The organism is Pseudomonas sp. TE31087 (assembly GCF_057284075.1).
In genome coordinates this window covers 2,047,766-2,072,340 of the sequence record NZ_JBXVNN010000001.1, presented here as the reverse complement: position 1 = coordinate 2,072,340, position 24,575 = coordinate 2,047,766, and the positions used below count along the sequence as shown (strand labels likewise).

Genomic DNA, 24,575 nt, shown 5'->3' with positions numbered 1-24,575 from the left:
TGTGGGAGCGGGCTTGTCGGAACGCCGCACCGCCCGGATCACCGGCGAAGCCGGTGCCATACAACCCATCGTGGGGCAAGCCCGCTCCCACGCTGTTCCAGCTAGATCGGCGGGCTTGTCCCATGATGGCGTCAGAACAGGCGGAGTTGCTTCCCGGCCAGCCCGTGCAGCAGCAGCTATGCTGTCTACTGTGGGGGTTGAATGGGGGAGCGCCTCATGGCGACGCTGGAGCGGGCCATTGCGATGGCCATCAAGGCACATGAAGGGCAGTTCGACAAAGGCGGTGCGGCGTACATCCTTCACCCGTTGCGGGTGATGGAACGGGTGATCACCCCGGAGCAACGCATCGTCGCGGTACTGCACGACGTGCTGGAAGACACCCCGCTGACCCTGTCCGACCTCGCCCGTGAAGGTTTCCCGCTGAAGATCCTCGCCGCGCTGCTGGCGCTTAGCCGTCGCGAAGGCGAGAGCTACGAGGCCTTCGTTATCCGCCTGGGCGTCGACCCCCTGGCGCGCCAGGTCAAGCTGGCCGACCTGGCCGACAACAGCGATCTCTCGCGCATCCCTTGCCCAGGCCCGGCGGACCTGGCCCGGCTGTGCCGTTACCAGCAGGCCAGCGTCTACCTGCAGACGCTGGCCTGAGGGGCCTCAGCCGCAGGCCTTGAGGTTGACCGGCCCGACGAACTCATTGCCGCGCCCCATCACGCACGCCACCTGCTGGTTGCGCTGCAGCTCCCAGGCCTGCGGCGGGTAGGTCTTGTTCCAGGCCTCGAACAGCTGGCGGTCCTGCCTGGACAGCCTCAGGTCGTACTGCTTGCTCATATAGAAGTAGGTGCGCGCGATCATCCCACGGATCGACGGGCGCGGCATGACCTTCTTGGCCTTGAAGTCGACCTGGGTCAGGCAGCTGCCGTACTGGCCATGCTGCTCGGGCAGCCAGCCGAAGCTGAAGTTGCTGCGGTCGCCGTTGACCTCGCCGATGCTCGGCACCAGGTTGTGCAGGTCGGCCTCGGCGCGCTGGTAGACCTTGTCGTGGCGCGTGCAGTTCTTGCGCCCGCCGTCCTGCCAGCACTGGCGCTGGTGGCCGATCTGCCAGGCCGGGACGATGTGCTCCCATTCGATGCGCGAGGCGCGGTTGAGGTTCTTGCGTGGCGCGTAGCCGCAGGAGGCCAGGTCGACCTTGTTGCCCTTGTACTTGCAGCCGCAATAAAACTCCGTGGACTGCGGCGCGTACAGCTTCCAGGCGACCTTCTTGGCCTCCTGGAAGGTGCGCGGGGCGTCGGCGTGGGCGAGGGGGGCAAGCAGCAGCAGGCAGGCGGCGAAAAGCGAAACTCTCATGCGCAATCAGTCTTCCTTCGGCACGGTCCAGAAAATCTGCACGCCGCCATCGTCGCGGTGGGCGAGGGTGACGTTGTCGTTCTCGGCGATTTCCTCGAGCAGGGTTGCCCAGTCGTCGGGCGACTCGTGCTCCAGGCGGAAGATCAGGGCGGCGCGGCTGCGCTGGGCGGTGGGACTGTTGATGATCTTCTGGATGCGCTGACCCAGGAGTTCATAAGGGCTTGGCGACGCGGAGGCGGGTTTGGCCACGGGGCTGTTCCTTGTTTTGCTGTATGCGCATACAGTATTTCACTGTAAGCCGTTTCGCAACAGCAGGTAGGATGAAAGCCGTATAAGACCGTGGTAGAGGGATTGGTTCCATCGAAAGCATCGCGGGGCCAGCCCGCTCCCACAAAGCCTGTCTGGCTCTCGTGGGAGCGGGCTTGCCCCGCGATAGGGCCGGTATGTTCAACACACCAGCCCGAGGCGCATGCCGATCAGTATTCCCAGAAGATCCGCTGCAGCTCCTTGCTGTCCTGGGTCTTGGTCATCGCGACCATGGCCAGGATCCGCGCCTTCTGCGGGTTCAGGTCGTGGGCCACGACCCAGTCGTTCTTGTCGTCAGGCTGTTCGGCGTTGCGCAGCACGAAGCCGCCCTGGTTGACGTGGGACGAACGGATGATCTGCACGCCTTCCTTGCGCAGTTCCTGCAGCGCCGGTACTACGCGCGACGACACCGAACCGTTGCCGGTGCCGGCGTGGATGATCGCCTTGGCGCCACCCTGGGCCAGCGCCTTGTAGGCGGTGTCGGTCACGTTGCCGTAGCCGTAGGCGATGTCCACGGCCGGCAGCTTGCTGATGGTCTTGATGTCGAACTCGGAGTTGACCGTGTGGCGCTTGGCTGGCAGGCGGAAGAAGTACGACTTGCCTTCCACGACCATGCCCAGCGGGCCCCACTGGCTCTTGAAGGCTTCGGTCTTGATGTTGACTGCCTTGCTCACGTCGCGACCGGACTGGATCTCGTCGTTCATGGTCACCAGCACGCCCTTGCCGCGGGCGTCCTTGCTGCTGGCCACGGCCACGGCGTTGTACAGGTTGAGCATGCCGTCGGCGGACATCGCGGTGCCCGGACGCATCGAGCCGACCACGATGATCGGCTTGTCGGTCTTCTCTACCAGGTTAAGGAAGTAGGCGGTCTCTTCCAGGGTGTCGGTGCCGTGGGTGATGACGATGCCATCGACGTCCTTGCTGTCGGCCAGTTCGGCGACGCGCTTGCCCAGCTTGAGCAGGTCATCGTTGCCGATGCTTTCCGAGGCGACCTGCATCACCTGCTCGCCGCGCACGTTGGCCAGGTCCTTCAGCTCTGGCACGCCGGCGATCAGCTTGTCGATGCCTACCTTGGCCGCCTGGTAGGTGGCGCTGTTGGCCGCGCTGGCGCCAGCGCCGGCGATGGTGCCGCCGGTGGCGAGGATCACCACGTTGGCGAGTTTCTGTTGTTGCGCGGCTTCCTTGGCGGAAACGGTGGTCGGCAGTACCAGCAGCAGCGCCAGGGCGCTCGGTGCGAAGGTCTTGATAGCGGTTTTCATCATTTCTGCTTCTCTCTTCCTGGAGGAGATGTGCGTTATGTCGCACTGGGGTAAAGGCAGATTTCGTACCAGCAACTACCGTTCGTCGTATTTCATCTTGAAACCCCTGTTTTGACTGGGGGTACTCGAAGCGACCACAGGGTCAGGGGGAGTGCATTTGTTCGGTTGACCGAATTTTTGCAGGAAAGGTGTTCGGTTTTTCGGACGAATTGCGGATAATCCGACGCGCGTAGCTGTGGCTGCCTACGCAATGGATTTGACAAAACCGGCGCCTGTTTCCATAGTTGGTTACCGCAAACGTTTGCGATCCGATAAAAACCACAAGATTCGGAGTCATTTCCATGAAACTGCCGTTCCCCGGCCGTCCGCTGGCCCTCGCCGTTTTCTCCTCGTTGATCTTCTCCCTGTCCACCGCCCACGCCGAGGAAGCGCCCAAGGTCGCCCTGGTGATGAAGTCCCTTGCCAACGAGTTCTTCCGCACCATGGAAGACGGCGCCAAGGCCTACCAGAAAGACCACCCCAACGATTTCACCCTGGTGGCCAACGGCATCAAGGACGAGACCGACACCGGCAACCAGATCCGCATCGTCGAGCAGATGATCGCCACCGGCGCCAAGGCCCTGGTCATCGCCCCGGCCGACTCCAAGGCGCTGGTGCCGGTGATCAAGAAGGCCATGGACGCCGGCATCACCGTGATCAACATCGACAACCGCCTCGACCCCGCCGTGCTCAAGAGCAAGAACATCAGTGTGCCGTTCGTGGGCCCGGACAACCGCAAGGGTGCGCGTGAGGTCGGTGACTACCTGGCCAAGAAGCTCAAGGCCGGTGACCAGGTCGGCATCATCGAAGGCGTGCCGACCACCACCAACGCCCAGCAGCGCACCGCCGGTTTCAAGGACGCCATGCAAGCCGCGCAGATGAAGATCGTCTCGGTGCAATCGGGCAACTGGGAGATCGACAAGGGCAACGCCGTGGCCGCCTCGATGCTCAACGAATACCCCGATCTGAAGGCGCTGCTGGCCGGCAACGACAGCATGGCCCTGGGCGCCGTCTCGGCCGTGCGCGCCGCCGGCAAGACCGGCCAGGTGCAGGTGGTCGGCTACGACAACATCAATGCCATCAAGCCGATGCTCAAGGATGGCCGCGTGCTCGCGACCCTCGACCAGGCGGCCAGCCAGCAGGCGGTGTTCGGCATCCAGGCGGCATTGAAGATGCTCAAGGGCGAGCAGCCGGGCGTGGATGCCGACAATGTCATCCAGACGCCGGTCGAGCTGATTACCCAGTGAAGTGATATCGCAGGGGCGTGGGAGCGGGCTTGCCCCGCGATGGCGTCGGAAGATGCAACAAGGGTATCTGCCCTGACGCTATCGCGGGGCAAGCCCGCTCCCACGAAAGCCCGCCTTATAAACGCGTCATGCTTCGTCCTAGGAGAGAATGGCCATGTCAGTACCGGCCAATGAAACCGTGCTAGCCGTCAGCGGCCTGGGCAAGACCTACGCCCAGCCCGTGCTCGGCGACGTCACCCTCGAGCTGCGCGGCGGCGAGGTGCTGGCCCTGACCGGCGAGAACGGCGCGGGCAAGTCGACCCTGTCCAAGCTGATCAGCGGCCTGGAGATCCCCACCACCGGGCAGATGATCTATCGCGGCGAGCCCTACAGCCCCGGCAATCGCGCAGAGGCCGAGCGTCTCGGCGTGCGCATGGTGATGCAGGAGCTCAACCTGCTGCCCACCCTGACCGTGGCCGAGAACCTGTTCCTCGACAACCTGCCCAGCCGCCTCGGCTGGGTCAACCAGAAGCGCCTGCGCCAGCTGGCCAGCGCGGCCATGGCCCAGGTCGGCCTGGACGCCATCGACCCCGATACCCCCGTGGGTGAGCTGGGCATCGGCCATCAGCAGATGGTCGAGATCGCCCGCAACCTGATCGGCGACTGCCATGTGTTGATCTTCGACGAACCCACGGCGATGCTCACCGCCCGTGAGGTGGAGCTGCTGTTCACCCAGATCGAGCGCTTGCGCCAGCGCGGCGTGGCCATCGTCTATATTTCCCACCGTCTCGAAGAGCTGCAGCGCGTGGCCCAGCGCATCGCCGTGCTGCGCGACGGCAAGCTGGTGTGCGCCGAGCCGATCCAGCGCTACAACAGCGAGCAACTGGTCAACCTGATGGTCGGCCGCGAGCTGGGCGAGCATATCGACCTCGGCCAGCGCAGCATCGGCGCGCCGCTGCTCAAGGTCGACAAGCTCAGCCGTGGCGACAAGGTGCGCGAGGTGTCGTTCGAGGTCAGGGCAGGGGAAATCTTCGGCATCTCCGGCCTGATCGGCGCCGGGCGCACCGAGCTGCTGCGCCTGATCTACGGCGCCGACCGCGCCGACAGCGGCCAGGTCGCCCTCGGCCTGCCGCCGGTGCCGGTGAACATCGATTCGCCCAAGGCCGCGGTCAAGGCCGGTATTGCCCTGATCACCGAGGACCGCAAGGGTGAAGGCCTGCTGTTGAGCCAGTCGATCAGCGCCAACATTGCCCTGGGCAACCTCGGCGCCGTGTCCCGCGCCGGCGTGCTCGACCGCGACGCCGAGCGCGAACTGGCCGAGCGCCAGATCGGCGCCATGCGCATCCGCAGTGCCAGCCCCGCCCAGGCCGTGGGCGAGTTGTCCGGCGGCAACCAGCAGAAAGTGGTGATCGGCCGCTGGCTGGAGCGCGACTGCCAGGTGCTGCTGTTCGACGAGCCCACCCGCGGCATCGACGTCGGCGCCAAGTTCGACATCTATGGCCTGCTCGCCGAGCTCGCCCGCCAGGGCAAGGCCATCGTCGTGGTGTCCAGCGACCTGCGCGAGCTGATGCTGATCTGCGACCGCATCGCCGTGCTCAGCGCCGGACGCCTGATCGACACCTTCGACCGCGATCATTGGACCCAGGACCAACTGCTTGCCGCCGCCTTCGCCGGCTACCAGAAACGTGATGCCCTGCTGCACGACGCAGCCCCCAGGATGGACGCATGAAAACCACAACAAACATTTCGGGCTGCGCGCCCGTGCGCCGCAGCGGCACCTATTTCGGCCTGGGTACCTACCTGGGCCTGGCCGGCGCCTTGCTGGCGATGATCGTGCTGTTCTCGATGCTGAGCAGCCACTTCCTGTCCTACGCCACCTTCAGCACCCTGGCCAACCAGATCCCCGACCTGATGGTGCTGGCGGTGGGCATGACCTTCATCCTGATCATCGGCGGCATCGACCTGTCGGTGGGCTCGGTGCTGGCCCTGGCCGCCTCGACGGTCAGCGTGGCGATCCTCGGCTGGGGCTGGAGCGTGCTGCCCGCCGCGCTGCTGGGCATGGCCGTGGCGGCGCTGGCCGGCACCGTCACCGGCAGCATCACCGTGGCCTGGCGCATCCCCTCGTTCATCGTCTCGCTGGGCGTGCTGGAGATGGCCCGTGGCCTGGCCTACCAGTTCACCGACTCGCGCACTGCCTACATTGGCGATGCCTTCGCCTGGTTCTCCAACCCCATCGCCTTTGGCATCTCGCCGGCCTTCATCATTGCCTTGCTGGTGATCGTCGCCGCCCAGCTGGTGCTGACCCGCACCGTGTTCGGTCGCTACCTGATCGGCATCGGCACCAACGAAGAGGCCGTGCGCCTGGCTGGCATCGACCCGCGCCCGTACAAGATCCTGGTGTTCGCCCTGATGGGCGTGCTCGCCGGCCTCGCCGCGCTGTTCCAGATATCCCGTCTGGAAGCCGCCGACCCCAACGCCGGCTCCGGCCTCGAGCTGCAGGTGATCGCCGCCGTGGTGATCGGCGGCACCAGCCTGATGGGCGGGCGCGGCTCGGTCATCAGCACCTTCTTCGGCGTGCTGATCATCTCGGTATTGGCCGCTGGCCTGGCCCAGATCGGCGCCTCGGAGCCGACCAAACGCATCATCACCGGGGCGGTGATTGTCATCGCCGTGGTACTCGACACTTACCGCAGCCGGCGCGCGAACCGGCGGAACTGAAACCATGGCAACCATCAAAGACGTCGCGGCACTGGCGGGGATTTCCTACACCACCGTGTCCCATGTACTGAACAAGACCCGCCCGGTCAGCGAGCACGTGCGCCTGAAGGTCGAGGCGGCGATCGCCGAGCTCGACTACGTGCCCAGCGCCGTGGCCCGCTCGCTCAAGGCGCGCAGCACCGCCACCATCGGCCTGCTGGTGCCCAACAGCGTCAACCCGTACTTCGCCGAGCTGGCCCGGGGTATCGAGGATGCCTGCGAGCGCAACGGCTACTGCGTGATCCTGTGCAACTCCGACGACAACCCGCAGAAGCAGCGCAGCTACCTGCGCGTGCTGCTGGAAAAGCGCATCGACGGGCTGATCGTCGCCTCGGTGGGCGAGGACCAGGACCTGCTCGACAGCCTCGGCGGCGTGCGCACGCCGATGGTCATCGTCGACCGCGCCCTGGACGGCGTCGAGGCCGACCTGGTGCGCATCGACCACGAGCAGGGCGCCTACCTGGCCACCCGCCACCTGCTGGAGCTGGGCCACCGCGAGATCGCCACCATCGGCGGCCCGGTGGACACCGGTGTCAGCCAGCTGCGCCTGGCCGGTTTCCGCCGGGCGATGGCCGAGGCCGATGTGCGCATCGCCCCAGGCCATGTGCTGCACAGCGACTTCACCAGCCCCGGCGGGCATGCCGCCGCGGCGCGCCTGCTCGATGGCGAGCGGCCCACGGCGATCTTCGCCGGCAACGACATGATCGGCTTCGGCGTGTTGCGCGCCGCCGCCGAACGCAATATCGACGTACCTGGAGAGCTGTCGGTGATCGGCTTCGACGACATTGAGCTGAGCTGCTACGTGTACCCGTCGCTGACCACCGTCGGCCAGTCGATCCGCGAGCTGGGCGAGAGCGCCGCCGGCCTGCTGCTGTCGCGCATCGTCACGCCGCGGCGCGACGGCGCCGCCGAGCAGCGCATCGTCGCCCCGCGCATCGTCTTGCGTGAATCCACCGGGCCGCGCCCGGACCTGTTCAACGATTACCGTTAAGGAATACCCATGAATGCCAAGGTGGTTGTGGTCGGCAGCCTGAACATGGACCTGGTGGCCCGCGCCCAGCGCCTGCCCCGGGGCGGCGAGACCCTGGCCGGCGAAAGTTTCTTCACCGTGCCTGGCGGCAAGGGTGCCAACCAGGCCGTGGCCGCGGCGCGCCTGGGGGCCAGCGTGGCGATGGTCGGTAACGTCGGTGACGATGCCTATGGCCAGCAGCTGCGTCGAGCCCTGGAAGTGGAGGGCATCGACTGCCAGGGCGTTGGTGTGTGCAGTGGCGTCTCCAGTGGCGTGGCGCTGATCGTGGTGGATGCCGCCAGCCAGAACGCCATCGTCATTATCCCGGGCGGCAATGGCCTGCTCGGGCCTGAGTCGGTGCGCCGGTTCGACAGCCTGCTGCAGCAGGCCGAGGTGATCATCTGCCAGTTGGAGGTGCCGACGGCCACCGTGGCCTGGACCCTGGCCCGTGGCCGCGAGCTGGGCAAGAAGGTAATCCTCAACCCGGCGCCGGCCAGCGGGCCGCTGCCGGTGGAGTGGTTTGCCCACATCGATTACCTGATCCCCAACGAGAGCGAGGCCGAGGCCCTGGCTGGCCTGCCGGTCAACGATCTGGACAGCGCGCGCCGGGCTGGCCGGCGCCTGCGCAAGATGGGCGCGGGCAAGGTGATCGTCACCCTCGGTGCCCAGGGCGCGCTGCTGGTTGATGATGGCGAGGGTCGCCACTTTCCGGCGCCGGAGGTCGAAGCGGTGGACACCACGGCGGCCGGCGACACCTTTGTCGGCGGGTTCGCCGCGGGCCTGGCCCGGGGGCTGCCGGAAGAGCAGGCGATCATCGTCGGCCAGCGTGCGGCTGCGTTGTCCGTCACCCGCGCCGGTGCCCAGCCGTCGATTCCGTACCTGCGGGAGCTGACGCCATGAAGAAGACGCCGCTGTTGAACATCGCCCTGTCGCGCACCATCGCCGGGCTGGGCCACGGTGACATCCTGGTGATCGGCGACGCTGGTTTGCCGGTGCCGCCGGGCGTGGAACTGATCGACCTGGCGCTGACCCCGGGCATCCCGGATTTTGCCAGCGTGCTGCGTGTGGTGCTGAGCGAGATGCAGGTCGAGCGGCATGTGCTGGCCGAAGAGGTGTTCCAGGCTTTGCCGCCGGGGTTGGCCGAGGTCGAGCAGCTGCATGCCGGCGGCGAGCTGGGCCAGCGCCAGGTGCTCAGCCATGCCGATTTCAAGACCCTGTGTCGCCAGGCTCGAGCCGTGGTGCGTACGGGGGAGTGCAAGCCCTATAGCAATATTGCCCTGGTGGCTGGCGTTACCTTCTAGACCGAATGCGAGGGCTTTGCCCTCGATCGCGGGTCAAGCCCGCTCCCACGCCAGAACACTTATGCGGTGCTGGCGTGGGAGCGGGCTTGACCCGCGATAGGCCACAAAGCGGCCACCCCTGAATCCATCCCCTAGCAACAAGGAGTGCTGAATGTCCCTCAAATCCCTGCTCCAAGGAGCCGTCCTCATGTCCGCGCTAGCCGCCACCGCCGTCATGGCCGCGCCCCGCGACCTGATCATCGACACTGACCCCGGCGCCGACGACGTGGTGGCCCTGCTGCTGGCCATGGCCTCGCCCGAGGAGCTGAAAATCCGCGCCATCACCACCGTGGCCGGCAACGTGCGCCTGGAAAAGACCTCGCGCAACGCCCGCCTGGCCCGTGAATGGGCCGGCCGCGAAGAAATCCCGGTGTACGCCGGGGCAGGGCGGCCGATGGTACGCACGCCGATCTACGCCGCCAACGTCCACGGCGAGGAAGGCCTGACCGGCGTCAAGGTCCACGAACCGAAAAAGCCCCTGGCCAACGGCAACGCCGTGCAGTACCTGATCGACACCCTGGGCAGCGCCGAACCCCACAGCATCACCATCGCCATGCTCGGCCCGCAGACCAACCTGGCCCTGGCGCTGATCCAGAAGCCCGAGATCGTCAACGGCATCAAGGAAGTGGTGGTGATGGGCGGTGCCCACTTCAACGGCGGCAACATCACCCCGGCTGCCGAATTCAACCTGTTCGCCGACCCCCACGCCGCCGAGGTGGTGCTGGCCAGCGGCGTCAAGCTGACCTACCTGCCGCTGGACGTCACCCACAAGGTGCTCACCAGCGACGCCCGCCTCAAGCAGCTGGCGGCAGTGAACAACAACGCCAGCAAGCTGGTGGTGGACATCCTCAACGCCTACATCAAGTTCGACATGGACAACTACGGCATGCCCGGCGGCCCTGTGCACGACGCCAGCGTCATTGCCTACCTGCTCAAGCCTGATCTGTTCGAAGGCCGGCAGGTGTACATGGTGGTCGACAGCCGCGAAGGCCCGACCTTCGGCCAGACCGTCGCCGACTGGTATGGCGTGCTCAAGCAACCGGCCAACGTGACGTGGATCAAGGAGGGCAACGCCCAGGGCTTCTTCGACCTGCTCAGCGCCCGCCTGGCTCGATTGAAATAGCCCCCTGCGGCGCGTGGCGCTCGAGCAGCTGCTCGATGAAGCTGCGCGCCGCGTCACCACCGCGGTCGCGCACCAGCAGGTCGACGGCGATCAGCATCAGTTCTTCGGGCGTGCTCGGGCTGTAGGCGCTCTGGCCCTCGTCCCACTTGACCTTGATATCGGCGTCGATGCTGTGGCTGCTCATGGGGCGGTTCTCGCTGGGGCCTGGTGATAGGTCGAATACCGCGTCCTGGCGTTCGAAGGGGAGGCGTTTCGCGCTCCGCTTCTTGCAGTAAATCATGCCTTTGCGTGACGGGACCTGCGACTTAAGCATAAGGAGCGCGGTTGGCCGAACCGACGGTTCGGTGCAAAATCCGGTCACGATTGCCTTTCGCGTCAAGTGGCCGAGTCAGGCAGAATCGTGCGGTTGTGCAACAAATGCCTGGAGGAATTGTCGCATCAGGCAGTTCCCGGATTTATTTAGGAGGATTCATGTTCCGTACCCGCGCTTCCCTGGCGACCTTGCTGGTGGCTTCCGTTCTGGCAGGTTGCAGCACCGGTGGCACCTCGGGCGGCAGCAGTGCCCAGGCCACCCCGGCCGGCAATGACGGCCGCTGCGAAGCCAGTGGCGCCGACTTCACCATCGGCAAGCTGGCCTCGCCAGAGCTGCTGGAGCAGGCGCGCAAGGCCAGTGGCTCGCAGATGGCGCGCATCCTCAAGCCCCACGACATGATCACCCTGGAATACCGTTCCGAGCGGCTGAACCTGAATGTCGACGACAAGGGTGTGGTTACCCGGGTCAACTGCGGCTGATCCAAGCCCAGAATTGGCCCCCTGTAGGAGCGGCCTTGTGTCGCGAAAGGGCTGCAACGCAGCCCCGGGATCTCGGCGTCAAAGCAGAAATTGCCGGGGGCGCTGTGCGCCCCTTTCGCGACACAAGGCCGCTCCTACACGGGACTGGTCAACCTGACCGTTCAAGGTAGCCGATTCCGCCGGGCTGCAGCGCAGGCAATAAAAAACCCGCCACAAGTGGCGGGTTTTTTTGCAGCTATCCGAAAATTACTCCGGACGAACCTGCGCGGCCTGCATGCCCTTCTGGCCTTTTTCGGCTACGAAGGAAACAGTTTGGCCTTCTTTCAGGCTTTTGAAACCGTCGGTTTCGATGGCCTTGAAGTGTACGAACAGGTCGTCGCCGCCGCCTTGAGGAGTGATGAAGCCGAAGCCTTTCTCATCGTTGAACCACTTGACGGTGCCGGTTTGGCGATTGGACATGGGGTGAATCTCCAGAAACATGATTTTTTATCGGGGTGCAATGTCGCCGTAGCTTCAGTAGCACCGACGACACTATAGTCCATTTCTGCGTATCTAGCGCCTTTTACCTTCGCAGGATGTTGATCCAGCGCAAAAGATGCGTGCAATGGCCAGTCAACCCTGCCTATTTTGCGGTGCAGGTGGCCCGTACTGCCTGCTGGGCCTTCTGCATCAGATTGGCGTCAACGCCATCCTCCGCGGTGGTGAGGTCATTGATTTCCTTGTCGGTGAATTTCTCCTTGATCACTTTGGCGCCACATTCGCAGTGCTTCTTCGCCGTCGCCGCGTCCACGCCCTGGCCGCTCGCCACCTGTTGGCATTGAGCCATGTAGGGCGCCTCCTTGCCGGCGGGAAAATTGCCTGCGTTGGCAGCCAGCGGCAGCAGCAGGGCGCTTGCGGCGCAGGCAGCCAGAAGGGACTGAAGTCGCATAACCGAACACTCCTTGGGTAAAGGTCTCATCAAGAGTAGGTTGCTTCAGAAGGTCTGATAGGAAATTTTCTGCACAAGTTCACCCCGGCGGCGTAATTTCCAAATATTTCTGCGACCGGGTGCAACCCGCGTGCTAGCATGCTCGGCTTGCGGCTCGCCACTGGCGGCCTGCAACTTTTACCTTCCAGTCACTCTGGTTCGTCCCTGGCAGGCCGAAAGGTCTCTGCCACTGTGAGGCAGGCTTTCCCGCGGGAAAGGCAGGGCGGATCTTGTACTGGCTCATCCCAACCCACGTGACCTTTGGTAGGGGTCACCACTAGGAGAGGAGGCGCCATGCCCGTTATTACTCTTCCCGATGGCAGTCAACGCACGTTCGACCAGCCGGTATCCGTAGCCGAAGTCGCCGCCTCGATTGGCGCGGGCCTGGCCAAGGCCACCCTGGCCGGCAAGGTCGACGGCAAGCTCGTCGATGCCTGCGACAAGATCGACCACGACGCCACCCTGCAGATCATCACCCCTAAAGATGAAGAGGGACTGGAGATCATCCGTCACTCGTGCGCCCACCTGATCGGCCACGCGGTGAAGCAGCTGTACCCGACCGCCCGCATGGTGATCGGCCCGGTGATCGACGAAGGCTTCTATTACGACATCGCCTACGAGCGTCCCTTCACCCCGGACGACCTCGCCGCCATCGAAAAGCGCATGCAGCAGCTGATCGACACGGACTACGACGTCGTCAAGAAGATGACCCCGCGCGCCGAAGTCATCGACGTGTTCACCCAGCGTGGCGAAGACTACAAGCTGCGCCTGGTCGAGGACATGCCGGATGAACAGGCCATGGGCCTGTACTACCACGAAGAATACGTCGACATGTGCCGTGGCCCGCACGTGCCGAACACGCGTTTCCTCAAAGCGTTCAAGCTGACCAAGCTGAGCGGCGCCTACTGGCGCGGCGACGCCAAGAACGAGCAGCTGCAGCGCGTGTACGGCACCGCCTGGGCTGACAAGAAGCAGCTGGCCGCCTACATCCAGCGCATCGAAGAAGCCGAAAAACGCGACCACCGCAAGATCGGCAAGCAGCTCGACCTGTTCCACCTGCAGGAAGAAGCACCAGGCATGGTGTTCTGGCACGCCAACGGCTGGACCGTGTACCAGGTGCTCGAGCAGTACATGCGCCAGGTTCAGCGTGAAAACGGCTACCAGGAAATCAAGACCCCGCAGGTCGTCGACCGCATCCTCTGGGAGCGTTCCGGCCACTGGTCCAACTACGCCGAGAACATGTTCACCACTTCGTCGGAAAACCGCGACTACGCGGTAAAACCGATGAACTGCCCGTGCCACGTGCAGGTGTTCAACCAGGGCCTCAAGTCGTACCGCGACCTGCCGCTGCGCCTGGCCGAGTTCGGTGCCTGCCACCGTAACGAGCCGTCCGGCGCCCTGCACGGCATCATGCGCGTGCGTGGCTTCGTGCAGGACGACGCGCACATCTTCTGCACCGAAGACCAGGTGAAGAAAGAAGCCGCCGACTTCATCAAGCTGACCCTGGACGTATACAAGGACTTCGGCTTCACCGACGTCGCCATGAAGCTCTCGACCCGCCCCGCCAAGCGCGTGGGCTCCGAAGAGCTGTGGGACCGCGCCGAAGGCGCCCTGGCCGACGCCCTGAACGAATCGGGCCTGGAGTGGGAATACCAGCCGGGCGAGGGCGCGTTCTACGGTCCGAAGATCGAGTTCACCCTGCGCGACTGCCTCGGCCGTAACTGGCAGTGCGGCACCCTGCAGTACGACCCGAACCTGCCGGAGCGCCTGGACGCCAGCTACATCGCCGAAGACAACAGCCGCGTGCGCCCGGTGATGCTGCACCGCGCCATCCTCGGTTCGTTCGAGCGCTTCATCGGCATGCTGATCGAGCACTACGCCGGCGTGTTCCCGGCCTGGCTCGCGCCGACCCAGGCGGTGATCATGAACATCACCGACAAGCAGGCCGATTTCGCCCTCGAGGTGGAAAAAGACCTGAACGGTAGCGGATTCCGTGCCAAGTCGGACTTGAGAAATGAGAAGATCGGCTTTAAAATCCGCGAGCATACGTTGCTGCGGGTCCCTTATCTTTTGGTTATAGGGGATCGCGAAGTCGAAACGCAAACCGTCGCTGTGCGCACCCGCGAAGGCGCAGACCTGGGCTCGATGCCCGTCGCGCAGTTCGCTGAGCTGCTGTCGCAAGCGGTTTCCCGGCGTGGTCGCCAAGAATCGGAGTAATGACTATTAAGCGTGAAATGAGAAACGATAAACGAACTGCACCGAAAGCCCCGATCAACGAGAATATCTCGGCACGCGAGGTTCGGTTAATTGGTGCTGACGGCGAGCAGATTGGCATCGTCTCGATTGATGAAGCGCTGCGTATCGCTGATGAAGCGAAGCTGGATCTGGTGGAAATCTCTGCAGACGCGGTACCGCCCGTCTGCAAGGTGATGGACTACGGCAAGCACCTCTTCGAGAAGAAGAAGCAGGCCAACGAAGCCAAGAAGAACCAGAAGCAGATCCAGATCAAAGAAATCAAGTTTCGTCCAGGGACGGAAGAAGGGGATTACCAGGTAAAACTACGCAACCTGGTACGTTTCCTTAGCGATGGGGACAAGGCCAAGATCTCTCTGAGATTCCGCGGCCGTGAGATGGCCCACCAGGAGCTGGGCATGGAGCTGTTGAAGCGGGTCGAAGCTGACCTCGTGGAATACGGCACCGTTGAGCAGCATCCGAAGATGGAAGGACGCCAGCTTATGATGGTCATCGCCCCCAAAAAGAAGAAGTAATCTCCCGGGCACGGCAGGCCTGATGATTATTGTGTAATTTTTATTCGAATGCGGAGTTCCAACATGCCAAAAATGAAAACCAAGAGCGGTGCTGCGAAGCGCTTCCTGAAGACGGCTTCCGGCTTCAAGCACAAGCACGCTTTCAAGAGCCACATCCTGACCAAAATGTCGACCAAGCGTAAGCGTCAACTGCGCGGTGCCAGCCTGCTGCACCCGTCTGACGTGGCAAAAGTCGAGCGCATGCTGCGCGTTCGTTAATTCTGGTTAAGATAGAGGAAGTTACTCATGGCTCGTGTTAAGCGCGGCGTTATCGCTCGTAAGCGTCACAAAAAAATTCTGAAACTGGCTAAAGGTTACTACGGTGCACGTTCGCGCGTATTCCGTGTTGCCAAGCAAGCGGTCATCAAGGCAGGCCAATACGCCTACCGCGACCGTCGCCAGAAGAAGCGTCAGTTCCGCGCACTGTGGATCGCTCGTATCAACGCCGGTGCCCGCACCAACGGTCTGTCGTACAGCCGTCTGATTGCTGGCCTGAAAAAGGCGTCGATCGAAATCGACCGTAAGGTTCTGGCCGATCTGGCAGTGAACGAAAAAGCGGCGTTTGCTGCGATTGTCGAGAAGGCTAAAGCCGTACTGGCTTAAGTACCCACGACAATCATCCGGCGGCGCCTGCGCCGTCGGGTGTAAAACGTCATCGGATAGGGGAAGAGCCTTCAAAAGCTCTTCCCCTATTTTCGTATCTGGAGTCTGTACATGGAAAACCTGGACGCGCTGGTCGCCCAAGCCCTCGAGGCCGTGGAACGCGCTGAAGACATCACTACCCTGGAACAGATCCGGGTTCAATTCCTCGGCAAGAAAGGCGAGCTGACCCAGGTGATGAAGACCCTGGGCAACCTGCCAGCCGAAGAGCGCCCCAAGGTTGGCGCGCTGATCAACGACGCCAAGGAACGCGTCACCGACGTGCTCAACGCACGCAAGGCCGGTTTTGAAGAGGCCGAGCTCAACGCTCGCCTGGCCGCCGAATGCATCGACGTCACCCTGCCAGGCCGTGGCCAGACCACCGGTGGGCTGCACCCGATCACCCGTACTCTCGAGCGCATCGAGCAGTTCTTCACCCATATCGGCTACGGCATTGCCGAAGGCCCCGAGGTCGAAGACGACTACCACAACTTCGAAGCGCTCAACATCCCCGGCCACCACCCGGCCCGGGCGATGCACGACACCTTCTATTTCAACGCCAACATGCTGCTGCGCACCCACACCTCGCCGGTCCAGGTGCGCACCATGGAAAGCACCCAGCCGCCGATCCGCATCGTCTGCCCAGGCCGTGTGTACCGTTGCGACTCGGATATCACCCACTCGCCGATGTTCCACCAGGTCGAAGGCCTGCTGATCGACCGTGGCATCAACTTCGCCGACCTCAAGGGCACCATCGAAGAGTTCCTGCGGGTGTTCTTCGAGAAAGAACTGGCCGTGCGCTTCCGCCCGTCGTTCTTCCCCTTCACCGAGCCTTCCGCCGAAGTCGACATCCAGTGCGTGATGTGTTCCGGCAACGGCTGCCGCGTCTGCAAGCAGACTGGCTGGCTGGAAGTGATGGGTTGCGGCATGGTCCACCCGAACGTGCTGCGCATGTCCGGCATCGACCCGGAAGAGTTCCAGGGCTTCGCCTTCGGCATGGGTGCCGAGCGCCTGGCCATGCTGCGCTATGGCGTCAACGATTTGCGTCTGTTCTTCGACAACGACCTGCGGTTCTTGGCTCAATTCCGCTAGGCCCAATCGACGCAACTTTCAGGAGAACAGCATGAAATTCAGTGAACAGTGGCTGCGCGGTTGGGTAAACCCGCAAGTCTCCCGTGACGAACTGGTCGCCCGCCTGTCCATGGCCGGCCTCGAAGTCGACAGCGTGACCCCCGCTGCCGGCCAGTTCAGCGGCATCGTGGTGGGCGAGATCCTCACCACCGAACAACACCCGGACGCCGACAAGCTGCGCGTGTGCCAGGTGAGCAACGGCGCAGAGACCTTCCAGGTGGTCTGCGGCGCCCCGAATGCCCGCCCAGGCATCAAGATCCCGTTCGCCATGATCGGCGCCGAACTGCCGGGCGACTTCAAGATCAAGAAGGCCAAGCTGCGCGGCGTCGAGTCGTTCGGCATGCTCTGCTCGGCTTCCGAGCTGCAGATCAGCGAAGAGAACGACGGCCTGCTGGAACTGGCGGCTGACGCCCCGGTTGGCGAAGATATTCGCAAGTACCTGAACCTGGACGACGCCAGCATCGAGATCGGCCTGACCCCGAACCGCGGCGACTGCCTGTCCCTGGCGGGCCTTGCCCGTGACGTCAGCGCCCTGTACGACGTACCGGTCACCCGCCCGGTGGTGCCGGCCGTACCGGCCGCCCACGACGAAGTGCGCCCGGTCGAAGTCAGCGCCCCGGCCGCCTGCCCACGCTACCTGGGCCGCGTGATCCGCAACGTCGACCTGAGCAAGCCGACCCCGCTGTGGATGGTCGAGCGCCTGCGCCGCAGCGACGTGCGCAGCATCGACGCCGCCGTCGACATCACCAACTACGTGATGCTCGAGCTCGGCCAGCCGATGCACGCCTTTGACCTCGCCGAAATCAACGGCGGCATCCGCGTACGCATGGCCGAGGAGGGCGAGAAGCTGGTCCTGCTGGACGGCCAGGAAGTCGCCCTGCGCGCCGACACCCTGGTGATCGCCGACCACACCCGCGCCCTGGCCATTGCCGGCGTGATGGGTGGCGAGCACAGCGGCGTCAACACCGAGAAGACCCGCGACCTGTTCCTCGAGAGCGCCTTCTTCGAGCCGATCTCCGTCGCTGGCAAGGCCCGTTCCTACGGCCTGCACACCGACGCCTCGCACCGCTACGAGCGCGGCGTGGACTCGCAACTGGCCCGTGAAGCCATGGAGCGCGCCACCGCCCTGATCCTCGAGATCGTCGGCGGCGAAGCAGGCCCCGTAGTCGAGACCGTGAGCGAGCAGCACCTGCCGAACATCGCGCCAATCACCCTGCGCGCCGAACGCATCACCCAGATGCTCGGCATGCAGATGGACGCCGCCCAGGTCGAGCAGCTGCTCAACGCCCTGGAGCTGAAAACCAGCGCCAATGGGGCAGGGGAGTGGACGGTCACTGTCCCAAGCCACCGCTTCGACGTCAGCCTGGAAGTCGACCTGATCGAAGAGCTGGCCCGCCTGTACGGCTACAACAACCTGCCGGTCCGCTACCCGCAGGCCCGCCTGGCCCCGCAAGCCCGCCCGGAAACCCGCGGCGAGCTGCCGAACCTGCGCCGCCTGCTGGTCGCCCGCGGCTACCAGGAAGCCATCACCTACAGCTTCATCGACCCGAAACTGTTCGAGCTGTTCACCCCAGGCGTCGAGCCGCTGCTGCTGGCCAACCCCATCTCCAGCGACATGGCCGCCATGCGCGCCTCGCTGTGGCCGGGCCTGGTCAAGGCGATGCAGCACAACCTCAACCGCCAGCAAGACCGCGTGCGCCTGTTCGAAAGCGGCCTGCGCTTCGTCGGCCAGCTCGGTGACCTCAAGCAGCAGCCAATGATCGCCGGCGTCGTCACCGGCAGCCGCCAGCCAGAAGGCTGGGCGAACGGTCGCGACGGCATCGACTTCTTCGACGTCAAAGCCGACGTGGAAGCCCTGCTGGGCTACTCGGGCGCCCTGAGCGACTTCAGCTTCGTCGCCGGCAAGCACCCAGCCCTGCACCCCGGCCAAACCGCCCGCATCGAGCGCGACGGCAAGGAAGTCGGCTACCTCGGCGCCATCCACCCGGAGCTGGCCAAGACCCTCGGCCTCGACCGCCCGGTGTTCGTCTTCGAGCTGGTGCTCGGTGACGTAGTGGAAGGCCGCCTGCCGAAGTTCAGCGAGCTGTCCAAGTTCCCGGAAACCCGCCGTGACCTGGCCTTGATCGCGGGTCGTGATGTAGCTTCTAGCTCGGTGCTTGAAGTAATTCGTGACAATGCAGGCGAATGGCTCACAGACCTCAGGCTGTTTGACGTCTACCAGGGTAAAGGCATTGATCCTGATAGAAAAAGCCTGGCCGTCGGCTTGACCTGGCAACATCCATCGCGCACTCTTAACGACGATGAGGTGAATGAAACCCTGCAAACCATCCTCACCTCGCTTGAACAAAGGTTGAACACCACGTTAAGGAAATAACGGCATGGGTGCTCTGACGAAAGCTGAGATGGCCGAAAGGCTGTACGAGGAGCTGGGGCTTAACAAGCGTGAGGCCAAGGAGCTGGTCGAGCTGTTTTTCGAAGAAATTCGGCACGCGCTTGAAGACAACGAGCAGGTCAAGTTGTCCGGTTTCGGCAACTTCGACCTTCGCGACAAACGCCAGCGGCCGGGCCGCAACCCTAAAACAGGGGAAGAGATCCCGATCACCGCGCGCCGCGTCGTCACCTTTCGTCCAGGGCAGAAGCTGAAAGCCCGGGTAGAGGCCTATGCTGGAACCAAGCCATAACGACGAGCTGCCCCCCATCCCGGGCAAACGCTACTTCACCATCGGTGAAGTCAGCGAGCTCTGTGCGGTAAAACCGCACGTGCTGCGCTACTGGGAGCAGGAATTTCCGCAGCTCAACCCGGTGAAGCGCCGTGGCAACCGGCGGTATTATCAGCGCCAGGATGTGCTGATGATCCGCCAGATCCGGGCTTTGCTGTATGACCAGGGCTTTACCATTGGCGGGGCGCGGTTACGGCTCTCCAGTGATGAGGTCAAGGATGAGTCCAGCCAGTACAAGCAGCTGATTCGGCAGATGATTGCGGAGTTGGAGGATGTGTTGGTGGTGCTCAAGAAGTGACCAAAGCCGATGAGTGGAAAGTTTTTTGAAAAAAAGCTTCCATTAATCAAAAGGTTAGGGTACATTTCTTCTCGTTCTCGGCAACATTGAGAACCGCCTTGTCGGGGCGTAGCGCAGCCCGGTAGCGCACTTGCATGGGGTGCAAGGGGTCGAGTGTTCGAATCACTCCGTCCCGACCAAAATACTCCAAAAAATCCAGTCACTTAGCGGTGACTGGATTTTTTTATGTTTGGACGTTTTTCGATGGTTAGCATTTTTGCCCCACCGATAATTTTGACGTCTCAGGCGTCCCCAGACTGCCTCCACCTTAGGAGGTACTGTTCAGTTCGCAGAGCCGGCGACGAGTCGATCCCCCTCTCGGACATCCGTCACAACCCCAGGATTGGTTGGCTATTATGTCGCCAAAACATTGGGTAAATCTTATTTGGCTTGCATTTCTCATTCTGCAGCGCGTTGCTCCACAGGCTTGAGATTCCAAGCTGCCTGCTCTCGATTGCAAGTTTCTGGACGTGCCCAGCCTAGGAGCGGATCAGGTGAGTATTCCTTGACTCTTTCGCAAGCACATACTGACAGGCGTGGGCTGATGCCGACCAGGGCTTTTCCGAAAGCCTATCAAAACAACCTGCAAATTTCGTTATTTGAATTCAAATTCCATGAATCGCTGACCCGCAGGCAAAAAACGGCCAGAGTGGCCGTTTTTTGTGCCCGTGAAGTCAGTAAGGCAGGGCGTCAGCTGCTGGCTGCGCTGGGCTGAATAACCCAGTACCCTGCTTAATATGAAAGTGCATTGGCCGCGTTAGGCTGGCTCTTCGAGGTTGGCAAGTTTTTTGAAGGTTTCGATCTTTTCAAATTCGAGCTCTTTGAGGATCGTTTGCTTGGCTTCGTTCTTATCCAAGGTGCGGCGAGGCTCATCGAAGTCAATTTTTTTGATACGCAGCTCGATTTCGCTATCTCGATTATGACCATTGTTGAAGTCGGGGAAGCCGAGCGAAATAACGCAGTGTCCGTCCATTCCGGAGAGGCTGAACCTGAACTTGGCGTCCAAGCGGTGGATCAGTAGGCAAGGCCGATAGGCGAGGTTGCTTAAAAAGTCAGAGTCCTCAAGGCCCGTACCGCGCAAATCCAGTCCGCGAATTCGTTCCTCCATCCATTCCAGCTGCTCTGGGAGCGTGTGGTCTTCGTCTGGTACCAGACCGATGTCCACCACCTCTTTAAAGGTGATTGACGAGTGTCTGCTGTCGCGCGTGAGTCCCAATAAATAGTCAAACCGCTTTGCATTTGTGAAGTCGCGAAAACGGATTTGCCGCACCTTGGCCTTCTGAGCGATCTGGCCCTCGACCTTGAAGTGGTTGATCAGATGCCTTGATACGGCCCGGTTCGTTTGCTTCGTCTCTGGGGCGGTATGGGTACTGATAATGATCAGCTCGTCTTTGTCTTTACTCTTCTGGATTTCGATAGAGGCTTTGAACCGCTTATGCGAATCAGCCCAGCTCTTGGAGCGATCCAAGCGCTCGATTTCGAAATCCATTCGGATGGCATCGTCGCTGTTGGGAACTGGGTAGAAGCTGGGTGCATTCAGGACTTTGAAATTTTTGAAATCCAGATCCAGCACCTTGTTGACGTCGATGTCGTCGGGGATGCTGCTGATCAAGGTTTTAGTGCCTGACCACTCGATGATCTGCGTTGTGATCTTGGGGTTGTCTTCTTTCGCGGTATACAGCTGCTGCAGTTCCACGAATTCGCTGGGCTTGAGCAGTGATAGTGTCAGCGAGGGGATACTTTGTTCCTTATCCTGCTGCGACATGAAGATGCCGCGACGGCGGAGCAGATGCTTCAGATCGCCCTTGGACACAAAGGGTTGGACGAGATAGGCCCTAAGATTTTCGCCTTGGGGCAAGATCGCATTTTCATCATCCAAATGCATTACGCAATCCCCCTAAAGTCCGAGCGGTAGCTGACCACTTCAACCAGTTCGGCAAAGTGTTTGTTGGCGATAGATCCCTTGGCCAGGGCAGCCTGGCGGCTATGATCACCGAAATTGTAATCAGGGAACGCGATGATCACCTTCTGCGGGAAATCCAACGCTACCGAGGACAAATAGCCGATCAGCCGGCGTAGACCTTCTTCGCTAAAGTCATCGTCGCAGCAGATGGCCAGGCTCTTCGCATCACCTACTTGGAGGAAGAAGGGAATGATCCCGCTTGTTAGGTATTCAGCGGGCAGTACGTCACCGGCAGCTATACGCTGGGACGGGTCAACATTCTTGCCAGTGGAGGGGTAGAGGAATTTAACGTTGGCGGCGCCGTATGTGTTGCGCATGTACGAGATGGACTCGTACAGGAAGCAGGCGCGACGGTTGTCGACCACATAGATGGTACCGAAACTGGAGTCGTCCAGCTTCTTGCTGGACGCAACCTCAGAGACGGCATCGAAATCTTTGACGTCCTCCCCGTTGATCCAGAACAACACGCCCGCTACAACCTCCGCGCCGATCCCGGTATAACCAGCGTTGAGCTTTTTTTTCTGCGATGAGCGTTTGAAGCACTCAATGGCTGTCGCTAGGTCGCTGAAGTGGCTTTTGAAGGTGTTCGCCAAGGGGCGTAGGTATGCCTTAGTCGAAAATTTTGACGAGATACAGAGGTGCTTGAGGACGCCATCCTCTAGGGGGGACTGTCCCGTGTACACGTAGTCAATGCCGTGGCTTGTCCGCTCGGATGCTGATGCCGACTTTTTGTGCCCATCAGGGTGGATGCAGCTGACGTCAATGCCCCGGACTGCTGCTTTCCAACCGATGAATTTAAGGAAAGAGAAGACGATGTCTTCCCCGTGCTCACCAATACTTTTCGACCACTCTCCCACTAGCGGGCTCCCCAGTTGATTTAAAAAGTGCGTAGCGAGGCCGGCCTCTTGGCTAACCTATGGATCTGACTCGTGTGGAGAATACTCTAGCGAGAAAATCTTGATGGGCAAGCAATTTATTAGAAAATCGCTGGAGGCCTCGATTTACAAGGGGTGCAATGTGTGGGAGGTTTTTTCAATATGTATAGAAATACACGTTTTGATGGCGCTATACACTTTTCGTGTATTGACTCCACAAATCGTGAACAGGAGTTCTGTTTTTCTGTGTAGGGAAACAGCATTGCTGTTTAATTTTCCACTCTCTGTGAATTTCTAGCATGAGTTGTGTACTCAAACTGGATCAAGCCCGTGCGGGGGGGCTCACCTCGCCGATGTATCAGTGGCTCTGTTCGCGGGTTGTTATCGGTGCTCCACGGGATGAGAGGGCTGGAAAGGGAAGGAGGACTTATGGACTGATCGGTGACGTCGATACAAGCGAAACGCTATGATCACTTCTCTATGCCAGGAGCCCTGTCATGTCTGTGAAAACACCGTGGGAAGCTGCGATCGAGGTTGAGCCCAAAACCGAGTCTGAACGCTATCTAAGCAAGCTAGCGCGCAAGGCATTCCTAAGTCTTTGGTGCTATGGGAACGTCCACACCGACGAAGGGAAGAAAACGGCCTCGGGCGACGGAAAGGAGCTTTGCGATCTCTTCGTCGTCTTCGGCGATCACATCCTGATTTTCTCGGATAAGCATTGTGAGTATCCAACCCACCCTGACCCTTTGGTTTCATGGGGGCGTTGGTACAAACGGGCGATCCACGCGTCGGTGACCCAGCTGCTTGGCGCTGAGAAATTTATCCGTGAGCACCCCGGCCGGCTGTTCCTAGATAAGCAATGTACCGTACCTTTTCCCTACCGTCTGTCTGACATGAATAAAGCAGTCTTCCACCGTATTGCCGTAACGCGGGGATCTTTCGACGCGGCGGTTTCCCATTGGGGCGGGGAAAGCAGCGGCAGTCTAATGATCGACACCACCTTGGTGGACAAGCAGGAGCATCTGGAAACGCCGTTCACGGTGGGTTGGCCGGCGGGTAAGGATCGCTTCGTCCATGTGCTGGATGAGTTGACCCTAGATGTACTTCTCTCAGAGCTGGACACGGTACCGGATCTGGTAGCGTACTTCTCTGAGAAAGAGCGCTTCCTCAGCAGTGCTCAGTGCGTGAGCGTTGCAGGCGAAGAAGAGCTCATCACGCTCTACCAAACCAGCATGCAGCAGGGAAAGCATACGCTGCCTCGTGATTTTCCTGACTCGTCCATGATCATGCTCACTGAGGGCGATTGGGAGAAATTCAATTCGAGTGGAGAGCGTAACGCTCGAAACGAAGCCAACCAACTCAGTTATTTCTGGGACGTTATCATCGAGTTTCAGTCCAAATACATACGCTCTAATGAAGCCGTTGCGATCGACGGCGAGAGCTACACCACTGACGAGAAGGAGCAACTCGTGAGGGCGCTTGCGATGGAGAACCGGTTTGCGCGTCGTGTATTAGGGGACGCGCTTCACGATGTACTTCGGAAGTCCGTGCCTCTAGGTAGTCAGTCGACGCGCATTATGCCGAGTCCAACGCTCCCGGGGCGGTACTACGTTTTCACGATCGTCCCTCGTGATCCAGCCATGGAATACCAGGCCTTCAGGGAAGAGCGTCTTGATTTCCTTGTCACCTACTGCAATGGCCTGCGGTTGCGATATCCCGACATCGTTGAGGCAGTTGGGCTCACGTCTGAACCCTTCTCCTCCCGCGCCTCCTCTCAGGATTTGCTTTACATGGCATTCCCCGAGCCTGCTACCCAAGAGGAGCTCGACATCCTGCGTGAGCAGTGCGATGAGCTAGGTATTTTGCAAGAACGTTCAATGCGACCTCATGTGTTCCAGGCGTTCGAATTTCCAAAGGATTAAGCCAGTGGGCCGCAGATTCGGGATC

General features: G+C 61.6%; 27 protein-coding genes and 1 tRNA gene. 20 read left to right on the top strand and 8 right to left on the bottom strand.

Annotated features, from left to right (window positions below):
* The first annotated feature begins 216 nt into the window (after positions 1-216).
* A complete protein-coding gene (locus ACZ899_RS09290; RefSeq protein ID WP_203647254.1) occupies positions 217-642 on the top strand; it encodes a bifunctional (p)ppGpp synthetase/guanosine-3',5'-bis(diphosphate) 3'-pyrophosphohydrolase in 426 nt (141 codons plus the stop codon).
* A 6-nt stretch (positions 643-648) separates the two neighbouring features.
* Here the strand turns inward: ACZ899_RS09290 and ACZ899_RS09285 are convergent, their stop codons facing one another.
* The 3 genes from ACZ899_RS09285 to ACZ899_RS09275 all read right to left on the bottom strand — a co-directional run bounded on the left by ACZ899_RS09285 (position 649) and on the right by ACZ899_RS09275 (position 2,903).
* Positions 649-1,338: an endonuclease gene (locus tag ACZ899_RS09285; protein ID WP_050705217.1), complete on the bottom strand. Its 690-nt coding sequence runs from the start codon at positions 1,336-1,338 to the stop codon at positions 649-651.
* Between the two features lie 6 nt (positions 1,339-1,344).
* Positions 1,345-1,587 carry a DUF1654 domain-containing protein gene (locus ACZ899_RS09280; protein WP_050705218.1) on the bottom strand — a complete coding sequence of 81 codons (243 nt, stop codon included), beginning with the start codon at positions 1,585-1,587 and terminating at the stop codon, positions 1,345-1,347.
* A 227-nt stretch (positions 1,588-1,814) separates the two neighbouring features.
* Positions 1,815-2,903, bottom strand: a complete 1,089-nt coding sequence (locus ACZ899_RS09275) for an asparaginase (RefSeq protein WP_050705237.1) — start codon at positions 2,901-2,903, stop codon at positions 1,815-1,817.
* Between the two features lie 341 nt (positions 2,904-3,244).
* On the opposite strand from ACZ899_RS09275, the gene ACZ899_RS09270 reads away from it, so the two are divergent.
* From ACZ899_RS09270 to ACZ899_RS09240, 7 genes are all read left to right on the top strand, one after another.
* Complete coding sequence (locus ACZ899_RS09270; RefSeq protein WP_234561338.1) at positions 3,245-4,189, top strand: sugar ABC transporter substrate-binding protein; 945 nt, start codon at positions 3,245-3,247, stop codon at positions 4,187-4,189.
* Positions 4,190-4,343: 154 nt separating this feature from the next.
* Positions 4,344-5,897, top strand: a complete 1,554-nt coding sequence (locus ACZ899_RS09265) for a sugar ABC transporter ATP-binding protein (RefSeq protein ID WP_234561339.1) — start codon at positions 4,344-4,346, stop codon at positions 5,895-5,897.
* Positions 5,894-6,886 (top strand): ABC transporter permease, encoded by a 993-nt coding sequence (locus ACZ899_RS09260; RefSeq protein ID WP_234561340.1) that lies wholly within the window; start codon positions 5,894-5,896, stop codon positions 6,884-6,886. Before ACZ899_RS09265 ends, ACZ899_RS09260 begins: the two co-directional genes overlap by 4 nt.
* Positions 6,887-6,890: 4 nt before the next feature.
* A complete protein-coding gene (locus ACZ899_RS09255; RefSeq protein ID WP_234561341.1) occupies positions 6,891-7,916 on the top strand; it encodes a LacI family DNA-binding transcriptional regulator in 1,026 nt (341 codons plus the stop codon).
* Between the two features lie 9 nt (positions 7,917-7,925).
* Positions 7,926-8,834: a ribokinase gene (gene rbsK, locus ACZ899_RS09250; RefSeq protein ID WP_234561342.1), complete on the top strand. Its 909-nt coding sequence runs from the start codon at positions 7,926-7,928 to the stop codon at positions 8,832-8,834.
* Complete coding sequence (rbsD, locus tag ACZ899_RS09245) at positions 8,831-9,235, top strand: D-ribose pyranase (RefSeq protein ID WP_110738967.1); 405 nt, start codon at positions 8,831-8,833, stop codon at positions 9,233-9,235. Before rbsK ends, rbsD begins: the two co-directional genes overlap by 4 nt.
* A 151-nt stretch (positions 9,236-9,386) precedes the next feature.
* The gene (locus ACZ899_RS09240; protein ID WP_234561343.1) at positions 9,387-10,397 is read left to right on the top strand and encodes a nucleoside hydrolase; all 1,011 of its coding nucleotides are present in this window, start codon (positions 9,387-9,389) and stop codon (positions 10,395-10,397) included.
* Here the strand turns inward: ACZ899_RS09240 and ACZ899_RS09235 are convergent.
* Complete coding sequence (locus ACZ899_RS09235) at positions 10,369-10,581, bottom strand: hypothetical protein (protein ID WP_232857148.1); 213 nt, start codon at positions 10,579-10,581, stop codon at positions 10,369-10,371. The genes ACZ899_RS09240 and ACZ899_RS09235 overlap by 29 nt on opposite strands.
* A 287-nt stretch (positions 10,582-10,868) precedes the next feature.
* Here ACZ899_RS09235 and ACZ899_RS09230 point away from each other — a divergent pair, with 287 nt between their 5' ends.
* Positions 10,869-11,189: an I78 family peptidase inhibitor gene (locus tag ACZ899_RS09230; RefSeq protein ID WP_232857147.1), complete on the top strand. Its 321-nt coding sequence runs from the start codon at positions 10,869-10,871 to the stop codon at positions 11,187-11,189.
* Positions 11,190-11,435: 246 nt separating this feature from the next.
* On the opposite strand, the gene ACZ899_RS09225 is transcribed toward ACZ899_RS09230, so the two are convergent.
* Both ACZ899_RS09225 and ACZ899_RS09220 read right to left on the bottom strand, forming a co-directional pair.
* Complete coding sequence (locus tag ACZ899_RS09225; RefSeq protein WP_007956027.1) at positions 11,436-11,648, bottom strand: cold-shock protein; 213 nt, start codon at positions 11,646-11,648, stop codon at positions 11,436-11,438.
* Positions 11,649-11,811: 163 nt separating this feature from the next.
* Entirely contained in the window at positions 11,812-12,117 is a 306-nt protein-coding gene (locus ACZ899_RS09220) for a hypothetical protein (protein ID WP_110738971.1), read from the bottom strand.
* Positions 12,118-12,450: 333 nt separating this feature from the next.
* Here ACZ899_RS09220 and thrS point away from each other — a divergent pair, with 333 nt between their 5' ends.
* The 10 genes from thrS to ACZ899_RS09170 all read left to right on the top strand — a co-directional run bounded on the left by thrS (position 12,451) and on the right by ACZ899_RS09170 (position 20,505).
* Positions 12,451-14,373 (top strand): threonine--tRNA ligase, encoded by a 1,923-nt coding sequence (thrS, locus tag ACZ899_RS09215; RefSeq protein WP_232857146.1) that lies wholly within the window; start codon positions 12,451-12,453, stop codon positions 14,371-14,373.
* Entirely contained in the window at positions 14,373-14,924 is a 552-nt protein-coding gene (infC, locus tag ACZ899_RS09210; RefSeq protein WP_172670897.1) for a translation initiation factor IF-3, read from the top strand. Before thrS ends, infC begins: the two co-directional genes overlap by 1 nt.
* A 63-nt stretch (positions 14,925-14,987) precedes the next feature.
* Entirely contained in the window at positions 14,988-15,182 is a 195-nt protein-coding gene (rpmI, locus tag ACZ899_RS09205) for a 50S ribosomal protein L35 (RefSeq protein ID WP_003250667.1), read from the top strand.
* Between the two features lie 27 nt (positions 15,183-15,209).
* Positions 15,210-15,566 carry a 50S ribosomal protein L20 gene (gene rplT, locus ACZ899_RS09200; protein ID WP_003250671.1) on the top strand — a complete coding sequence of 119 codons (357 nt, stop codon included), beginning with the start codon at positions 15,210-15,212 and terminating at the stop codon, positions 15,564-15,566.
* A 111-nt stretch (positions 15,567-15,677) separates the two neighbouring features.
* Complete coding sequence (gene pheS, locus ACZ899_RS09195; protein WP_186661675.1) at positions 15,678-16,694, top strand: phenylalanine--tRNA ligase subunit alpha; 1,017 nt, start codon at positions 15,678-15,680, stop codon at positions 16,692-16,694.
* A 31-nt stretch (positions 16,695-16,725) separates the two neighbouring features.
* Positions 16,726-19,107 (top strand): phenylalanine--tRNA ligase subunit beta, encoded by a 2,382-nt coding sequence (gene pheT, locus ACZ899_RS09190; protein ID WP_050706419.1) that lies wholly within the window; start codon positions 16,726-16,728, stop codon positions 19,105-19,107.
* A gap of 4 nt (positions 19,108-19,111) precedes the next feature.
* Entirely contained in the window at positions 19,112-19,414 is a 303-nt protein-coding gene (ihfA, locus tag ACZ899_RS09185) for an integration host factor subunit alpha (RefSeq protein WP_009394049.1), read from the top strand.
* Positions 19,395-19,751, top strand: a complete 357-nt coding sequence (locus ACZ899_RS09180; RefSeq protein ID WP_011533210.1) for a MerR family transcriptional regulator — start codon at positions 19,395-19,397, stop codon at positions 19,749-19,751. Before ihfA ends, ACZ899_RS09180 begins: the two co-directional genes overlap by 20 nt.
* A gap of 102 nt (positions 19,752-19,853) precedes the next feature.
* Positions 19,854-19,930, top strand: a tRNA-Pro gene (locus ACZ899_RS09175).
* Positions 19,931-20,334: 404 nt separating this feature from the next.
* On the top strand, positions 20,335-20,505 hold the full coding sequence (locus ACZ899_RS09170) for a hypothetical protein (RefSeq protein WP_234561344.1): 171 nt from the start codon (positions 20,335-20,337) through the stop codon (positions 20,503-20,505).
* A gap of 42 nt (positions 20,506-20,547) precedes the next feature.
* On the opposite strand, the gene gapS4b is transcribed toward ACZ899_RS09170, so the two are convergent.
* Positions 20,548-21,675 carry a GapS4b family protein gene (gene gapS4b / locus ACZ899_RS09165; protein WP_234561345.1) on the bottom strand — a complete coding sequence of 376 codons (1,128 nt, stop codon included), beginning with the start codon at positions 21,673-21,675 and terminating at the stop codon, positions 20,548-20,550.
* Positions 21,675-22,610 carry a GapS4a family protein gene (gene gapS4a, locus ACZ899_RS09160; RefSeq protein ID WP_442799964.1) on the bottom strand — a complete coding sequence of 312 codons (936 nt, stop codon included), beginning with the start codon at positions 22,608-22,610 and terminating at the stop codon, positions 21,675-21,677. Before gapS4a ends, gapS4b begins: the two co-directional genes overlap by 1 nt.
* A gap of 515 nt (positions 22,611-23,125) precedes the next feature.
* Here gapS4a and ACZ899_RS09155 point away from each other — a divergent pair.
* On the top strand, positions 23,126-24,550 hold the full coding sequence (locus ACZ899_RS09155) for a hypothetical protein (protein WP_234561347.1): 1,425 nt from the start codon (positions 23,126-23,128) through the stop codon (positions 24,548-24,550).
* Positions 24,551-24,575 lie beyond the last annotated feature (25 nt).

What these genes read in the sequence shown, in the direction of transcription:
- ACZ899_RS09220 (WP_110738971.1), bottom strand. Translation starts at nt 12,117, where the DNA reads ATGCGACTTCAGTCCCTTCTGGCTGCCTGCGCCGCAAGCGCCCTGCTG.
- ACZ899_RS09180 (WP_011533210.1), top strand. Translation starts at nt 19,395, where the DNA reads ATGCTGGAACCAAGCCATAACGACGAGCTGCCCCCCATCCCGGGCAAA.
- ACZ899_RS09225 (WP_007956027.1), bottom strand. Translation starts at nt 11,648, where the DNA reads ATGTCCAATCGCCAAACCGGCACCGTCAAGTGGTTCAACGATGAGAAA.
- ihfA (WP_009394049.1), top strand. Translation starts at nt 19,112, where the DNA reads ATGGGTGCTCTGACGAAAGCTGAGATGGCCGAAAGGCTGTACGAGGAG.
- gapS4b (WP_234561345.1), bottom strand. Translation starts at nt 21,675, where the DNA reads ATGCATTTGGATGATGAAAATGCGATCTTGCCCCAAGGCGAAAATCTT.
- pheT (WP_050706419.1), top strand. Translation starts at nt 16,726, where the DNA reads ATGAAATTCAGTGAACAGTGGCTGCGCGGTTGGGTAAACCCGCAAGTC.
- ACZ899_RS09275 (WP_050705237.1), bottom strand. Translation starts at nt 2,903, where the DNA reads ATGAAAACCGCTATCAAGACCTTCGCACCGAGCGCCCTGGCGCTGCTG.
- rbsK (WP_234561342.1), top strand. Translation starts at nt 7,926, where the DNA reads ATGAATGCCAAGGTGGTTGTGGTCGGCAGCCTGAACATGGACCTGGTG.
- ACZ899_RS09170 (WP_234561344.1), top strand. Translation starts at nt 20,335, where the DNA reads ATGCCGACCAGGGCTTTTCCGAAAGCCTATCAAAACAACCTGCAAATT.
- rpmI (WP_003250667.1), top strand. Translation starts at nt 14,988, where the DNA reads ATGCCAAAAATGAAAACCAAGAGCGGTGCTGCGAAGCGCTTCCTGAAG.
- thrS (WP_232857146.1), top strand. Translation starts at nt 12,451, where the DNA reads ATGCCCGTTATTACTCTTCCCGATGGCAGTCAACGCACGTTCGACCAG.
- ACZ899_RS09285 (WP_050705217.1), bottom strand. Translation starts at nt 1,338, where the DNA reads ATGAGAGTTTCGCTTTTCGCCGCCTGCCTGCTGCTGCTTGCCCCCCTC.
- pheS (WP_186661675.1), top strand. Translation starts at nt 15,678, where the DNA reads ATGGAAAACCTGGACGCGCTGGTCGCCCAAGCCCTCGAGGCCGTGGAA.
- ACZ899_RS09260 (WP_234561340.1), top strand. Translation starts at nt 5,894, where the DNA reads ATGAAAACCACAACAAACATTTCGGGCTGCGCGCCCGTGCGCCGCAGC.
- infC (WP_172670897.1), top strand. Translation starts at nt 14,373, where the DNA reads ATGACTATTAAGCGTGAAATGAGAAACGATAAACGAACTGCACCGAAA.
- ACZ899_RS09235 (WP_232857148.1), bottom strand. Translation starts at nt 10,581, where the DNA reads ATGAGCAGCCACAGCATCGACGCCGATATCAAGGTCAAGTGGGACGAG.
- rplT (WP_003250671.1), top strand. Translation starts at nt 15,210, where the DNA reads ATGGCTCGTGTTAAGCGCGGCGTTATCGCTCGTAAGCGTCACAAAAAA.
- ACZ899_RS09290 (WP_203647254.1), top strand. Translation starts at nt 217, where the DNA reads ATGGCGACGCTGGAGCGGGCCATTGCGATGGCCATCAAGGCACATGAA.
- ACZ899_RS09230 (WP_232857147.1), top strand. Translation starts at nt 10,869, where the DNA reads ATGTTCCGTACCCGCGCTTCCCTGGCGACCTTGCTGGTGGCTTCCGTT.
- ACZ899_RS09265 (WP_234561339.1), top strand. Translation starts at nt 4,344, where the DNA reads ATGTCAGTACCGGCCAATGAAACCGTGCTAGCCGTCAGCGGCCTGGGC.
- ACZ899_RS09270 (WP_234561338.1), top strand. Translation starts at nt 3,245, where the DNA reads ATGAAACTGCCGTTCCCCGGCCGTCCGCTGGCCCTCGCCGTTTTCTCC.
- ACZ899_RS09255 (WP_234561341.1), top strand. Translation starts at nt 6,891, where the DNA reads ATGGCAACCATCAAAGACGTCGCGGCACTGGCGGGGATTTCCTACACC.
- ACZ899_RS09240 (WP_234561343.1), top strand. Translation starts at nt 9,387, where the DNA reads ATGTCCCTCAAATCCCTGCTCCAAGGAGCCGTCCTCATGTCCGCGCTA.
- ACZ899_RS09155 (WP_234561347.1), top strand. Translation starts at nt 23,126, where the DNA reads ATGTCTGTGAAAACACCGTGGGAAGCTGCGATCGAGGTTGAGCCCAAA.
- rbsD (WP_110738967.1), top strand. Translation starts at nt 8,831, where the DNA reads ATGAAGAAGACGCCGCTGTTGAACATCGCCCTGTCGCGCACCATCGCC.